Source organism: Telluria sp. ZT3P39, from assembly GCF_059685935.1.
This window is the reverse complement of record NZ_JCASIH010000026.1, coordinates 39,564-54,828: the sequence shown is the minus strand read 5'-3', so window position 1 is coordinate 54,828 and position 15,265 is coordinate 39,564. Positions and strand designations below refer to the sequence as shown.

At 65.4% G+C, this 15,265-nt stretch carries 11 protein-coding genes; 7 read left to right on the top strand and 4 right to left on the bottom strand.

Features of this window, described 5'->3' with window-relative positions:
- Positions 1-341: 341 nt before the first annotated feature.
- From AC56LR_RS18750 to AC56LR_RS18735, 4 genes are all read left to right on the top strand, one after another.
- Positions 342-1,274 carry a MerR family transcriptional regulator gene (locus tag AC56LR_RS18750; RefSeq protein WP_497132551.1) on the top strand — a complete coding sequence of 311 codons (933 nt, stop codon included), beginning with the start codon at positions 342-344 and terminating at the stop codon, positions 1,272-1,274.
- Positions 1,275-1,518: 244 nt separating this feature from the next.
- On the top strand, positions 1,519-3,480 hold the full coding sequence (locus AC56LR_RS18745; protein WP_497132549.1) for a PKD domain-containing protein: 1,962 nt from the start codon (positions 1,519-1,521) through the stop codon (positions 3,478-3,480).
- Positions 3,481-3,571: 91 nt separating this feature from the next.
- On the top strand, positions 3,572-5,221 hold the full coding sequence (locus AC56LR_RS18740) for a M28 family metallopeptidase (protein WP_497132547.1): 1,650 nt from the start codon (positions 3,572-3,574) through the stop codon (positions 5,219-5,221).
- 81 nt (positions 5,222-5,302) lie between these two features.
- Positions 5,303-8,230 carry a bifunctional diguanylate cyclase/phosphodiesterase gene (locus AC56LR_RS18735; RefSeq protein WP_497132545.1) on the top strand — a complete coding sequence of 976 codons (2,928 nt, stop codon included), beginning with the start codon at positions 5,303-5,305 and terminating at the stop codon, positions 8,228-8,230.
- On the opposite strand, the gene AC56LR_RS18730 is transcribed toward AC56LR_RS18735, so the two are convergent.
- From AC56LR_RS18730 to AC56LR_RS18720, 3 genes are all read right to left on the bottom strand, one after another.
- Complete coding sequence (locus AC56LR_RS18730; protein ID WP_497132543.1) at positions 8,227-8,916, bottom strand: type 1 glutamine amidotransferase domain-containing protein; 690 nt, start codon at positions 8,914-8,916, stop codon at positions 8,227-8,229. The genes AC56LR_RS18735 and AC56LR_RS18730 overlap by 4 nt on opposite strands.
- A 136-nt stretch (positions 8,917-9,052) precedes the next feature.
- Complete coding sequence (locus tag AC56LR_RS18725; RefSeq protein WP_497132541.1) at positions 9,053-10,039, bottom strand: OmpA family protein; 987 nt, start codon at positions 10,037-10,039, stop codon at positions 9,053-9,055.
- Positions 10,040-10,264: 225 nt separating this feature from the next.
- Positions 10,265-11,665, bottom strand: a complete 1,401-nt coding sequence (locus AC56LR_RS18720; RefSeq protein ID WP_497132539.1) for an FAD-binding oxidoreductase — start codon at positions 11,663-11,665, stop codon at positions 10,265-10,267.
- A gap of 291 nt (positions 11,666-11,956) precedes the next feature.
- Between AC56LR_RS18720 and AC56LR_RS18715 the strand changes: the two genes are divergently transcribed.
- The 3 genes from AC56LR_RS18715 (at position 11,957) to AC56LR_RS18705 (ending at position 14,668) form a co-directional block, all read left to right on the top strand.
- Positions 11,957-13,072 (top strand): toxic anion resistance protein, encoded by a 1,116-nt coding sequence (locus tag AC56LR_RS18715; protein ID WP_497132537.1) that lies wholly within the window; start codon positions 11,957-11,959, stop codon positions 13,070-13,072.
- Between the two features lie 71 nt (positions 13,073-13,143).
- Positions 13,144-13,731 carry a TerD family protein gene (locus AC56LR_RS18710; RefSeq protein WP_497132534.1) on the top strand — a complete coding sequence of 196 codons (588 nt, stop codon included), beginning with the start codon at positions 13,144-13,146 and terminating at the stop codon, positions 13,729-13,731.
- Between the two features lie 58 nt (positions 13,732-13,789).
- A complete protein-coding gene (locus AC56LR_RS18705; RefSeq protein ID WP_497132532.1) occupies positions 13,790-14,668 on the top strand; it encodes a hypothetical protein in 879 nt (292 codons plus the stop codon).
- Positions 14,669-14,805: 137 nt separating this feature from the next.
- On the opposite strand, the gene AC56LR_RS18700 is transcribed toward AC56LR_RS18705, so the two are convergent.
- A complete protein-coding gene (locus AC56LR_RS18700) occupies positions 14,806-15,264 on the bottom strand; it encodes a hypothetical protein (protein WP_497132530.1) in 459 nt (152 codons plus the stop codon).
- Position 15,265 lies beyond the last annotated feature (1 nt).

The window sequence follows — 15,265 nt, the reverse complement described above, 5'->3', positions numbered from 1 at the left end:
CTACGAAAGAGAGGGCTAACACAGCCATGCATGCACCGCTTTTTTGACAGGGAAGCTAGCAGCAACCCGGCCCGCCTACAAGGAAAATATGTGGGGAAGGGTCAGGACCTGACCCCGGGTTTGAGGTTTGCGCGTCTACCGCATCCGCGACGCCACCTTCGGGTGGCTTTTTCTTTGCCTGGATGCAGCGCACGAATCATGTTTGTACTCATATTCGGCATATTTTTGCGCTACACTGCGTAATGTCTCGGGTTTGTCGCGGGACATATATTTAATTTGCGGGTTCAACGGCGGGTCAGATGATCAATAAAACGGATGAGAAGCAAGATGGACTACGGCAAGTGACGTACCGTAGCGGCGTGGCGGCGCGGCTAGCCGGCCTGCCGGTGGAAACCTTGCGGGTATGGGAACGGCGCTATGCGCTGTCGGATACCCAGCGCTCGCCGCACGGGCAACGGCTATATACGGCCGAGCAGGTGCGCCGTCTTGGCCTGCTCAAGCAGCTGGTCGACCTGGGCCACCCGATCGGCGTGCTGACCGAGCTGCCGGTGGAGCGGCTCGAGGAAATGATCGCGCCGGATGCCTCGCGGGCGGCCGGTGTCAGTGGGCCGATGCGCACCCTGGTGGTTGGCGACAGCCTGGTGCGCCGCATCGCGGCCAGCGGCCGTGACGGCCGTGCGCTCCAGGTGCAGCGCCACTGCGCCCGGCTCGAGGGCGTGGCGGCGGTGGCGGACGGCGTGGGCGTGGACGTGCTGCTGATCGAAGCGTCCGAGCTGAACGACGAGACGGTCCCGCAGATCGCGGCGGCGCGCGACCTCACGCGGGCGGCGGCAGTGGTGGTGCTGTACCGCTTCTGCGGCAGCGCCACGATCCGCGCGCTGCGCGAGCAGGGCTGCCTGGTGGCGCGCGTGCCGGCCGAGATCGGCGAGCTGGTGCTGCTGTGCCGCTCGGCGCTGGCCGGGCAGGGCTTGCCGGCGCCCGAGCAGCCTGGTGAGCAGATCGCGCCGCGCCGCTTCGACGACGAGATGCTGGCGACCATCATCGCCGCCGGCAACCGCATGTCCTGCGAATGCCCACGCCACCTGTCGGACATCCTGATGATGGTTGGCAGCTTCGAGCGCTACAGCGCCCAGTGCGCATCGCGCAACCAGGAAGACGCGCGCCTGCACCACGAGCTGGGCCTGGCCGCGGGCCGGGCGCGCATGGTGCTGGAGGGCGCGATGGAAAGGCTGGCGCTGGCTGAAGGCTTGCCGCTGCCGGGCAAGGCCGCGTAAGCCAGCCGGTAGGAACGGAAGGAAATGATGGGCCTGGCTGATGCCAGGCCTTTTCTTTTGGGCCTGTGCAATGGCTTGGTGGGAAGAAGGAAGAAACGCGTTTGATTTAAGCCACGCGCGCCTGCTTTGGCGCGCATATCTGCTTCCGTACGGCGCCGATGCGGCGCATGATCGTTGGTCGGCCCGTCGTCGTCTGCGCTGTGGCGCCGAGGCCGCTTCTTCAATCTTGACCGGTAGAGAAATCATGCGACGTCTTCATCGAACCCCGTTCCCGGGCAAGCCTGCCGCATGGCTGCCCAGCCTGTTCCTGATCCTCGTGCTGGCGCTGGCCGGCGCGGCACACGCCCGGCAGGCGGCCGCCGGCACCGAGCGCAAGCCCGTGGCCTTGCCCACGGCCTACCGTGTCGTCAACCTGGGCGCCGATCCGCTCAGCGCATTACCGAAGATTAACGCCATGGGCCAGGTGTCGTTTTCGCTGAACCCGGGCGCCGGCTCGCGCGGCTATTTCTATAACGGCTATGCCGTGCAGGATATCGGCACGCTGGGCGGCGCCGATACCCTTGCGGTCGACCTCAACAATGCCGGGCAGATCACTGGCGGCTCCACGCTGGCGTCCGGCAACGAGCATGCCTTCATCTGGACCGCCGGCGGCGGCATGCGCGACATCGGCGTGCTGCCGGGAGCAGGCAATGCGCGCGCTGCGGCGATCAACCGGCATGGGGTGGTCACCGGCACTTCCGAAGCGGTACCGTCCTTCCCGCCGCGCGCCTTCCGCTGGAGCGCGGCGGGCGGCATGGAAGACCTCGGGGCCTTCACGCCCGACTCCGGCAGCTTTTCCTCCGGCACGGCGCTGAACGATGCCGGCCTCATCACCGGCAACTCGACCACCGCCAGCCTTGACGGGCACGCCTTTGCCTGGACGCGTGGCGCAGGGCTGCTCGATATCGATACCCTGGGCGGCCTCGATTCGATCGGCGTGGCGGTCGGCGCGGCAGGGGAGGTGGCCGGCAACGTCATCCTCGACACCAGCTTCCTCTACCACGCCTTCCTGTGGACGCCGGGCGGCACGATGAAAGACCTCGGCACGGCCGGCGGCACCGAATCCTTCGTGAGCGCGATGAACCCTGGCCTGGCGATCGCCGGCATCATCAACCTGCCCGACGGCACCCAGCGCGCGATGTCCTGGACCCGCCCCGAGGGCATGCGCAGCCTCGGCACGCTGGGCGGCGCCACCTCGTTTGCGCTGGGTATCAATGGCATGGGCCAGGTCGTCGGCCTGGCCGAAAGCGGGGCCGGCGAGGCGCGCGCCTTCGCCTGGAGCGCACACGAAGGCATGGTCGACCTGAACAAGCGCCTGCGCAAGGCCCCGCCCGGGCTGGTACTGGACAACGCCATCGCCATCAACGACAGCGGCGCGATCGTGGCCAGCTCCAATGCCGGGCTGGTGCTGCTCAAGCCGGTCATGGCCAACAAGAGCGAGCATGCAGGCGGTCCCGTAGTCGGTCCGATCGTCGTGCCGGGCGTCGCCAGGGCCGGTGTGGCCCTGCAGGCGACGCTGAGCTTCGTGGACGAAGACCGGGCCGGCACGCGCAGCGTCAGCTGGTCCTGGGGCGACGGCAGCGGCGCGCAGGCGGGCAGGCTGGCCGGGGCCGACGGCACGGGCAGCGCCAGCGCCGGCCACAGCTTCGCGGCGCCGGGCATCTACCGGGTCACCGCCACCGTCACGGACGGCAGGGGACGCAGCACCACCGTGAGCCGTCGCATCGCGGTGGCCGGGCCGGCGGGCAGCATGGTGGCCGGAACCGGCGCCATCATGTCGCCGCCGGGAGCGCTCAAGCGGCGCCCCTCCCACGCGGGGCCCGTGAACTTCAGCCTGCTCGCGCCGTCCACCAATGCGGCAGGCCTGCCGGGCCGGCTGCAGTTCGACCTGCCGGGCTGGAATTTCCGCAGCGACAGCATCCGGCTGCTGGGCCGCCAGGGAACGCAGCAGGTGTTCGAGGGCAGCGGGGTGGTCGGAGGCAAGGGCGGCTACCGGTTCAGGCTGGCGACGGACCCCGGCGCCGCGGGTGGGGCCGGGCGCTTCGGGCTCAGGATCTGGCATGTCGATCCGGCCAGCAAGGCGGAGGTGGTCGATTACGACAACGGCCGTGCTCCTGCCAATGCAAGGGGCAGCCGGCTGGGCACGGGCAGCATCGTGCTGGAATAGCGGCGCGGGAAGCGATGTCGAGCGGCATGAATCCTGGCGCGGCCTGTGATAATGTGGCCTTCCTGCTATGTTCACACGATGGAGATCCAGATTGAAAAACCTTAACTTCGTGCTGTTGGGCCTGGTGGGCGCGTGCGCCCAGGCCGCTGAAACACCGGTATTCGACCCGCAACGGCTGTCGCGGGACGTCAAGGTCCTGTCCTCGGACGAGTTCGAAGGCCGCGGCCCGAACACCGCCGGCGAGACCAGGACCGTCAATTACCTGGTCGAACAATTCAAGGCGGCCGGCCTGCAACCGGGCGGCGACCTGCTTGCGGGCAAGCGCAGCTGGACCCAGGACGTGCCGCTCGGCCGTTTCGAGATCAAGGGCCCGGTCCAGCTGACCCTCGTCGACGCCAAGGGCAGCCGCAAGCTGGTCCAGGGCGAGGACATGGCCGTACGCGCATCGATGAGCGGCGCGAAACAGGTCGATTTCAAGAAGGCGCCCCTGGTCTTCGTCGGCTACGGCGTCACCGCCCCCGAGCGCAAGTGGGACGACTTCAAGGGCATGGACCTGAAGGGCAAGCTGGCCGTGGTGCTGATCAACGACCCGGACTTCGAGACCGGCCAGGGCGAGTTCGGCGGCAAGGCGATGACCTATTACGGCCGCTGGACCTACAAGTTCGAGGAAATGGCACGCCGCGGCGCGCTCGGCACGATCATCGTGCACGAGTCGGCGCCGGCATCCTACGGCTGGCCGACGGTGAAAAATTCGAACACTAACGTGATGTACGACATCGTGCGCAAGGAGCCGCGCAAGGCGCATGCCCCGATGGAAGCCTGGATCCAGCGCGACCTGGCCGCCAACATGTTCAAGGCGGCGGGCCTGGATTTCGACGCCGCCAAGAAGCAGGCGCAGGCACGCACGTTCAAGCCGGTGGAGCTCAAGGGCGTCACCCTGTCGGCCAGTTATGCGGTCGATGCGCAGGTGATCAAGTCGAAGAACGTGGTGGCAATTCGCGAAGGAAGCAAGCTGCCGAAGCAATACGTGATGTATAGCGGCCACTGGGATCACCTGGGCGTCGGCCAGCCCGACGCGAAGGGCGACAGGATCTACAACGGCGCCGTCGACAACGCGACCGGCATCGCCGCCTTGCTGGAACTGGCGCGTGCCTATGGCAAGGCGCCGGCGCCGCAGCGCAGCGTCGTGTTCCTGGCCGTGACGGCCGAAGAGAAGGGCCTGCTCGGGTCGGAATACTACGCATCGAACCCGGTCTACCCGCTGGCGACGACGGTCGGCCTCATCAACATGGATGCGCTGAATCCGCGCGGTCCTTCGCGCGACTTCAACATCTCGGGCAACGCCAAGCTGGACCTGCTCGACCAGCTGGTCGCCAAGGCCAAGGCATCGAACATCGCCTATTCGCCGGATCCGAAGCCGGAAGCGGGCTACTTCTTCCGCTCCGACCACTTCCCGTTTGCAAAACGCGGTGTGCCGGCGATTTCCTTCGGTTCCGGCAAGAACTGGATCGACGGTGGAGACAAGGCCGGCCAGGCCGCCGAGGACGACTATACGGCCAAGGCCTATCACCAGCCTGCCGATGAATTCGACCCGAGCTGGACCTTCACCGGCATGGCGCGCGACCTCGGCCTCCTGTATTCGCTGGGCCTGGACCTGGCCAATACCAAGACCTGGCCGAACTGGTCGGTCGATTCGGAGTTCCGCGCGGCGCGCGACAAGTCGGCAGCCGAGCGCAACTAACCCGGGGCACCGGAGCGGAACCAACGGCCGTGCCGCGTGTCTCACTTGTCGTTGTCCGCATTCTGTAAGGGGTTGGAGAGCATGAGCCCGGGTGTGCATGACGACACCATTTCCGCCGAACTGGAGAAATCCTGCTCCCAGGAGGCCATCCACCTCCTGGGCACAGTCCAGTCCTACGGTTTCCTCATGGTTGTGGACATCGCCAGCCGCTGCATCGTCCAGGTCTCCGCAGGAATCGTCCGCCATTGGCCGGGCTTGCACGACGCTGCAGCGCTTCTCTCCAGGCCGCTGGCCGATGTCGTCGTCGCGGCGGACGCATCCGATCCCTTCGATCTCGACACCCTGCCGCTGGCGCATCCGGTAGCCTTGCCCTGGCGGCCCCGCTTCGAGCAGGCCGGCGCCGCGCAGGCCCATCCTGCCGCCCTGGAATGGGAATGCCTGGGGCACCGGTCCGGCGCGGTGGCGCTGATCGAATGGCTGCCCATGAATGCCTGCCCGGACGAAGCAGGGCGGCAACATCAGATATTCGCCGATTTCGCCGACATCATTGCCCGCCTGCGGCGCGCCGAAGGGCTCGATGCATTCTTTCGGGTATGCGTGAAAGTGGTCCAGGAAGTCAGCGCCTTCGACCGCGTCATGCTCTACCGCTTCATGGCCGATGGCTGCGGCGAAGTCGTGGCCGAGCATACGTCCAGCGATTACCAGCAAAAATTCCTGGGATTGCGTTTTCCCGCTTCCGATATTCCCAGCCAGGCGCGCACCCTCTACCTGAGCAACAAACTGCGCCTGCTGGCCGATGTTGAAGCGTCGATGGACGTGCTGGTGCCCGAACTGCTTCCCAACGGCGACGCGCTCGACCAGAGCCACAGCATGCTGCGTGGTTTGTCCCCGGTGCACCTGTCCTACCTGCGCAACATGGGCGTGCGTGCCACGATGACCTTGTCCATCGTCTGCGACGGCAAACTGTGGGGATTGATCGCATGCCATCACCACCATCCCAGGACGCCTCCGCACCAGATCCGGGAAGGCATGCGCCAGATCGCCGAACTGCTGGCGGAGATCGCCAACATGCGGATCGAGGCCTTGTCCCACCTCGAAGCAGTACGCCACCGCCTGACCCTGGACCGTTTGCTGAACCAGTTTCACCAGGCCTTGATCCAGGATGGGGATATTCCGGTCGTCCTGGAGCTGTGGCTGCCCAAGCTCTTGCAGGCTTTTAAGGCCAGCAATTTTGGCGTGCAGATCGGCACGCTCGCCTGCATCGGCGGAGCAGGCAGGCGCCAGGGCTCGACCCACCAGATCCTCGACGAAATCGGGGCCCGGCTCGATCTCCAGAGCAGCAGCCCGGAGGTCCGCATGTGGGACAACCTGCTCACGTCCAGCCGGAATGCCTTGATGTTCCTGCCGGAAGCAGCAGGCCTGTTGCTGGCGCAGCGGCGCGAGGAAGACACCATTTTCTGCTTCATGACGCGCGGGGAAGTGGTGCAGGAAGTGCGATGGGGCGGCGAGCCCGTCAAGGATGTGCTTGCCATGCCGAATGGCCGGATTCGCCTGGAGCCGCGCCGTTCGTTCGCCGAGTGGCAGCAATCCGTCCGCGGGCATTCGGATCCCTGGGAGCAGGTCGATGCCGACGCGCTGCAGAACCTGCTGCGCATCCTGAGCGAGGTCAACAAGCTGCAAATGAACCGCAAGATGCAGGAAACCCTGCACTGGCGCGCCCATCACGACCATCTCACCGGCTTGTACAACCGCCGGGCCATGGAGGACGAGGTCTCGCGGCGCCTCGAGGACGGCCAGTACAACACGGCCCTGATGCTGCTCGACCTGGACCACTTTAAAAAAATCAACGACACCTATGGCCACGAAACCGGGGACCAGGTGCTGCAGCAATTGAGCCTGCGGCTGAAGGCGGTGATGCGGGAATTCGACCTGCTGGCGCGTCTGGGCGGGGACGAATTCATGCTGCTGCTGCAGATCCCGCACCCGAATGCCGCCACCGCCCTGACCTTTGCCGAGCGCCTGCACCAGGCCATGGCCTCCCCGTTCGACATCAATGGACAACAATTTCGCCTGGGAATTTCGGTCGGTATCGCGATCCCGCCCGGCCATGGACGGTCGGTCAGCGAATTGCTGCGGCACGCCGACCTGGCCCTGTACCAGGCCAAATCCGAGGGCCGCAGCCGCAGCGTGGTGTTCGAGCTGGCGATGGCGGCGGACCAACTCGAGCACTACCTGCTCGAGCGCGACCTCGACGAGGCGGTCGAGCGCAACCAGCTATCCCTGGTGTTCCAGCCCAAGGTGGACCTCATCACCCGCAAGGTCGTCGGCCTGGAAGCGCTGGTGCGATGGAACCACCCGACTCGCGGGCAAAACAGCCCTGCCGCCTTCATCCCCATCGCCGAGCACAGCGACCAGATCATCCGGATCGACCGCTGGGTCATGCGCAGCGCGATCGCGGAACAGGCCCGGTGGCGTAGCCAGGGCCAGTTGACGCTGCCGATTTCGATCAACCTGTCGATCGCGGATATCCTCTCGCCCAACCTGGTCGGGTACCTGACCGGCCTGCTGGAGGAATACAAGGTGCCGCCCTCGGCCCTGGAAATCGAGGTGACCGAATCGTGCTTCATGCGCCAGCTCAACGAGACCCAGGACGTCCTGCGCTCGCTCAACGAGAACGGCATGATCACTGCGCTGGATGATTTCGGCACAGGCTTTTCTTCCTTGAGCTACCTGCGCCAGTTGCCGCTGCAGTGCCTGAAGATCGATCAATCCTTTACCCGCACCATGCTGCAGGATCCAAACGCCGAGAAGCTGACCCAGGCCATCGTTGCCATGGGGATTGCGCTGAAGATGACCATCGTGGCCGAAGGAGTCGAAACCAGGGAGCAGATGAACTGGCTGCTCGCCCATGGCTGCCACGTTGGCCAGGGATATTTCTTCAGCCCGCCAGTACCACCCGCCGACGTGCAGCAGGTCGTCGAGCGCATCGAAGTGTGCCTGTCCGGTTAAACGACAAGGCTATTCAGCAGCTTGAGCAGTGCCTTGGCCGCGGCTTCCGACGAAGCCGGGTTCTGCCCGGTCACCAGCAGGCCGTCGGTGACGGCATAGGCTTGCCAGTCTCCCAGCTTGCTGTAGATGCCGCCGTTTTGCTTGAGCATGTCTTCCACCAGGAAGGGCACGATGCGGGTCAGGCCGACCGCTTCTTCTTCGGTATTGGTGAAGCCGGTGACCTTCTTTCCCTCCACCAGCGGCTTGCCGTCCGGGCCCTTGGCGTGGCGCAGGACACCTGGCGCATGGCATACGGCCGCCACCGGTTTTCCCGCCGCGATCATCTGTTCGATCAGTGCAATGGACGAGCGGTCTTCCGCCAGGTCCCACAGCGGGCCGTGGCCTCCTGGATAGTATACGGCATCGAAATCGTTGGCCGACACCTCGGCCAACTTGCCGGTAGAGGCCAGCACTGCCTGCGCTTGTGGATCCGCCTTGAAGCGCCTGGTCGCTTCCGTCTGCGCATCCGGTTCGTCGCTTTTCGGATCGAGAGGTGGTTGGCCGCCCAGGGGCGACACGACCGTGAGGGTGGCGCCGGCTTCCTGCAGCGCATAGTAGGGGGCGGCGAATTCTTCCAGCCAGAAGCCGGTTTTCTTGCCGGTGTCGCCGAGTTGCGCGTGCGAGGTCAAAACCATCAGGATGTTCATGGTGCTCCTTATGCGTGATTGATGAAGGCGTGAACGGCAGGCAAGCCGCCTGCGGGTACGTGATGAAGCGCGTACCGGGCAGGCAGCCTGGCACGCGCGGCGAAGGGCCGCGCGATGATGGAAATGCGCCAGGGGCTTAGCGCATCATGACTTCCACCCGGCGCGATGCCGCATTGGTCGGCGCCGTGCCGGTCGTCTCGGCCGGCTTTTCGAGCACGGTGCGTTCCTTCGCGATGCCGGCGGCGACAAGCTTCTGCTGCACCGCTTCGGCGCGGGCTTTCGCCAGTTTGGCATTGGCAGCCGCGTTACCCGTCGGGTCGCTGAAACCCGAAATGACCGCCGTCTTGTCGGGGTTGGCGTTCATGTAGGCGATGACTGCCGCGGACTTGTCCTGGAACTCGTTCGATATCTCGGTTTTCGCCGTATCGAAATACACCTTCAGCATCGGCATGCCGTTGGCCTCGGCGGCGACGACGGCAGCGCCTTCCGGCTCGACCACCACGACATCCGGGACAGGGGCCGGCGCTTGCGCGGTGGCCGCGGGAGGCGTGACGACCACCGGCGCCGGCGCCGCATCGACCGGTTCGCTGCGTTTTTGCGTGCTGCAGTAACCGAGCGTGAGCAGGGCGATCAACGCCACCGCAGCCCAGGGCAGCCAGTTCCTGACGGGCGCCTGCACGGCCCCCGCCTGGGACGCCGCTATGGGAGCTGCCGACGCCCATGCACCACGGTTGCCGATGAAGGTCTCGGCCTCGGCCGGCAGGGCGGCCGGCATCACGCCGCCCCTGGCCACGCGCGACACGATGGCCGGGATCGCGTAGCCGAGCGCCGCGCTCACCTTGGTCCGGTCGATGCCGAACCGCGACGCCATGTCCGACACCAGGTTGGTGTCGCCGACTGCGCGCTCGAGCTCGGGAACGGAGACTGGCGCGGCGGCGTTCGGCGACGTGCTCCATGTATCCACCGTCGGCCCCATGCCGCCGTCGCGCAGGCGCTGGATGAATCCGGCGAAACCGCCGTGCTTGGGATCGCTGATTTTCGCAAGCAGCATTTGTACGAACGACCGGGCATGCGTTCCCAGTCCAAATTTCTGCTCCAGCGTAGGGATGATGTCGTCAAACATGGCGCTTCCTTCCAGACAGTTGAAAAATAGTCGGAGTTGCTATCGCCATGAACCGCGGACCGATGAGCATCGATCAGTTCAGGCCATGAACCTTCGTTCGCAGGCGGGAGGATGCGGGTCGCAGGTACGCGAGCAAGATTCTCCTTATCTGAAGAGTAGCCTACACCGATCGTGCGATCTGCTGCACACCTTTGCAATCGACGCCGTTTCGCAGCTCCAGCCCCGTCAGGCGGTGGCGCCGCTGGCGGGGCGGATGTTCTGGTTGGCGCGGAACAGGTTGTCGGGATCGTATTGCTGCTTGATCTGTGCCAGCCGCTCGTAGTTCGCGCCGTAGGCGTCGGGCGTGCGCTCGCTTTCATCCTGGGGCATGAAATTGACGTACACGCCCCCGCTCGCGAACGGCGCGGCATCCTTGAAGAAATCGCGGGCCCAGGCAATGCAGCGCGTGTCGTCGGCCGCGTCGTCCCAGCGTGTGTGCACGTTCATCACATACAAGGCGTCGCGGTGTGGATAGGCCGTCGCTTGCGGCGCCGGCACGCTCGCTTGCGCGCCCAGCAATCCGAGGAAGATCTCACACTGCGGTGTGGGCAAATTGGCGGCATAGCGCAGGACCACCTCGATGGCCTGGTCGCTCAGCCGGGCGAAATTATGCGATTTCCAGTAGTTGCGCGCACCCGGCGTGAGCAAGGGGTCGAAGATCTGCTGCCAGGCCGCATATGGCATGGGGCCGGCATGCATGCCCAGAGGTTCGCCCCACTGGCTGATGCGTTCGATGGCCGCATTCGCGGCCGCGGCCGGCCCTGGCGAGAACACCGGCAGCACCAGCACCTCCTGCCCATGCACCTGCGGCGCCAGGAAGGGCAGGGGAGGCGCCTTGCGCAGCACGGCCCAGACCGTCAGGTCGGCAGGCATGGCATCGACGGCATCGCGGTAGTGCGTCAAGACCGCCCGGGCCTGGTCGAACGGGAACACGATCAGCCCGGCGGTAATCTCGGGACCGACCGGGTGCAGCTGGAATTCGAAGCGGGTGACCACGCCGAAATTGCCGCCGCCTCCACGGATGGCCCAGAACAGGTCGGGGTGGTCCGCCGCGCTCACCTGCAGGCGCTGCGCGTCGGCCGTGACCATCTCGGCCGACAGCAGGTTGTCGGCCGCCAGGCCCAGCGTGCGGCTGAGCCAGCCGAAACCCCCGCCCAGCGTCAGCCCCGCCACGCCGGTGGTGGAATTGATGCCCAGGGGCGTGGCCAGCCCGTAGGCCTGCGCTTCGTGGTCGAAGTCGTGCAAGGTGGCCCCGCCTTCGACCCAGGCGCGGCGGCCTTGTGGATCGACCTGGACCGATTTCATGCCCGACAAGTCGATGACAAGCCCGTCGTCGCACAGCGCGCTGCCGGCGATGTTGTGGCCGCCGCCGCGTACGGCAAGGGGCAGCTGGTGGTCGCGCGCATAGGCCACGGCGGCGCGCACGTCCGCCGTGCCGGCACAGCGCACGATGATGGCCGGGCGCCGGTCGATCATCGCGTTCCAGACGGTGCGGGCCGCGTCATAGCCCGGATCCTGCGCTTGCAGGATCGTTCCTCGGATGACGCTTTTCAGCGTATCGAATTGCCCATTCGCCAGCGTATTCATCGCACACCTCCAGTATGGTTGGTGGAGAGCCTCTCTTCATCATAGGGAGGCGAGGCCCACATGCAAGCAGAGAGGGTGCGGACGGATCATGCGCGGGGTGCGGGAGCGCCGGCGGGCCGGGGCTTGCCGGCCAGGGCCTTGCTCCTGGCGGCACTGCAGGTTCACATGAAATGCGGTGTGTGGATTGGTTATACTGAACGAACGGCCGATGGCGCGCAAGAGCGATACTCGCGCAGCCGGATTGTCCAGTGGTAAGCTATTCATGTTGTCACTTCAACCTGAAGGAAAGTTATGAAACCGCTGTTCTCCTCCGACGAAGAAGCGAACGCAGCACCCGCGGCGCCTGCGCCCGTCCTGGCGCCCCTGCTCACTCCTGCCGGCATGACTGATGCACTGCCTGCATTGCGTCCAGAGGCGAACGCAGCTCCACTGGTCCGTGTCGATATCTCCGGCATCGACGACAAGGCCATCGAGGCCCTGGGCGGCAATACGGGCGCCGGTGTGGCCAAGGTGTCGGCCAAGCTGCTCGGCACCGTGCGCGCGTCGGATGCGGACGTGTTCGGCACGCAGCTGAACGAACTGATCGCCACTTCCAAGGGCCTGGACCCGGCCAAGCTGCGCTCCGGCGGCTTGCTGTCGCGGGTCACGAACATGTTCGGCTCGGTCAAGGAGAAAATGCTGTCGCAGTACCAGGTGGTCGAGTCGCGCATGGACACCCTGGTGTCGGAAATGACGCGCCATGCCAACGTGCACCGGGGCCGCATCCAGGATTTCGACGAGATGTATAAAGGCCTGGAAATGTACTACCAGGGCCTCGATGCCGACGTGAAGAAGGGCGAAGCCTGGGCCGGGCAACTGAGGCAGGCGGTGGCGCAGCAGGCCGCGCCGGCCAACGCCTTCGAGGCGCAGCAGGCCACCGAGCTCAAGCGCCGTCTCGAGCGCCTGGAAAAGCGCATCGACGATTTGCGCCGCGCCATGCTGATGGCCACGCAAATGGTGCCGCAGATCCGCCTGTCGCAAGACAACGCCCGCGCCCTGACGGATACCTTCACGGACATCGTCAACGTGTCGATCCCGGCCTGGCGCAACGTGTTCTCGCTGTATTTGCTGCAACTCGAGGCCAAGCAGAGCGCGGCGGTTGCCAACGCGGCCTACGACGCCACCGACGCGGCTTTCCGCGCCCAGGCCGACATGCTGCTGGAGAATACCGAAACGGTGGCCCGCGCCAAGCAGCGTTCCCTGGTCAGCCTGGAAACCGCCCAGCACGTCCAGACCCAGCTGATTACTGCTTTCGACAAGCTCGAACAGATCTCGAACGAAGGCCAGCAGCGCCGCAGGGACGAGCTGCCGAAACTGCAGCAACTCGAGCGCGAGCTGATCGAACGCTTTTCGCCAGGCGGGGCCTGAGCAGGGACAGCGCCCGTTGCTGCGGGCGCGCATTCCAGCGAAAATAGTATTTTCACCATGAAGGAAACACCATGTCGACGACGCTCGAAACTGGCCACCGCATCAATCTCGAAAAATCTGCCCCGGGCTTGAAGCGTGTTCGTATCGGACTCGGATGGAAGGTCAACGCGGCCGAAGGCCAGGCCTTCGACCTCGACTCGTCGGTATTCCTGTGCAAGAAAGACGCGAGCGACCACCCGGTCATGCTCAGCAACGCCCACTTCGTCTACTACAACCACACCAGCTCGCCGGATGGCGCGGTGGTGCACTCGGGCGACAACCGCACGGGCGACAAGGACGGCGACGATGAGGTCATCACCGTCGACCTGGGCAAGGTCGACGCGGCCGTCATGGAAATGCCGATCGTGGTCACCATCCACGAGGCCGAGGCGCGCAAGCAGACTTTCGGCCGCGTCACCGACGCCTACGTCAAGGTGTACAACGACGAGACCGGCGAAGTGCTGGCCGAATACGACCTCGACGAAGACTATTCGGACAAGACCGCGCTGCAGTTCGGCTCGCTGTACCGCAAGGATGGCGAATGGCGCTTCCATGCCGTCGGCGCCGGCTTCAAGCTGAACCTGGCGACTTTCATCCGCAAGCTCGGCGGCACCGTCTGAGGACGGCCGGGCGCCCCTGCCTTCCAGTCGAAGCGCTGCCCACGATGGCAAGGTGCCGATGACCCACCAGACGCCCAAGGCCTTCGATTTCGGTGAGGAGCCGGAGCCTTCCCCGGCGCCGGCCAAGCTGGATACCGTGCCGCGCTCCTTCGACTTCGGCGAGGAGCCTGCTGCGCCTGCTCCCATCAGCCCGCCGAGGGCGCTGTCCTTCGACGAGCTGCCCGCGGCGCCGACGCCTTCCGGCGCCATGCCGAAGGCCGTGGCCAAGGCCCTGTTCGACAGCGAAGACCATCCCGCGGTGCGCGATGCCCTGGCGCTTGGCTGGGCCGACTACCCTGGCTTGTTCGAGCACGCGGAGCAGCGCATGGCGGCCCTGTTCCGCCGCATCCTGCCGGTGCGTTTGAAGCTGGTCACGGAGTGGGCGGAGGGGCCGCTGATGGAGCAGGCCGCGCAGCTCCAGCCCATCACGGAACTGGTGCTGACATTCGCGCAGATGGCCGTGCCCGCGCAGCTGGAGGCCGCGCTGGCAAGCACGAGGGCCACGCCCGGTGTGTTCGGCAAGCTGTTCCGCCGCCCGATGACGCCCGCTCAGTACAAGCCTGCCTTGACTGCGTCCCGCGAGCAGCTGGTGCAGCTCCTGGCCGACAGCGAGGTCGCCACGCGCAACCTGGAGGAGTCGGCCCACAACCTTGCCCTGCACGGGGCCGTGCTGGCCGTGGTGGCCAAGCTCGCCGGCGGCGCGGTCGATGCGGCGCTGGAAGATGCGCTCACACAGCGCCGCACCCTGATCCAGCTGGCGGTGCGCCAGGCGGAACTGTCGATCCTGCAGATGGGACAGGTGCGCCAGCAGGCCGCCGACCTGATCGGGCAGGTGTCCTCGTTCCTGACGGTCACCCTGCCTGCGCTGGAGATGGCGCAGGCGCAGGGCGGTAACTAGGTTCCTCTTGATTGGCCCGGAAACAAAAACGCCAACCTGCATGGGTTGGCGTGTTGGTCGGTCAATCAACCGTGGGCATTGTGTGGACGAGATCGACCATCTTGGCGGATCGAATGTAAGGAAGGTATGCACTATTTTTAGGCAAACTTCCGGCTCGTGGTGTAATCTGAAGATTGAAACAGGCCTCGTAAGCCATCAACATTTCGGGAGGCGCTATGCCCTGCGTTGATCATGACTACAAGAATTGTCCCGCCTACATGGAATTGAAATTCGGCGAGCAATGCAAACAAGCTGGATGCCAGCGCAAGAAGGCACCCTTCCAGACTTCCTCCGCCTTGTTCCAGCATGAGCATGATGATCTGGAGAGCGTCGTCATTCCGGGCAAGACCGGTGGCAGGCAGGGGACGATCTAGACGCCGCGTCATCCGGATCCTTGAGCGGCCCTGACAGGAGAGTGCTGTTAGAATTTGCGACAGCCTTCCGGCGTCCATTTGCAGGAGTACACACATCCTCGGTTTTTTAGTCAGGGCGGCGCTACGTGCGCCAAAGCTAACGCTCGCTGCTGCGTTATTACTGCTGGCAGCCTTGGCCAGCACG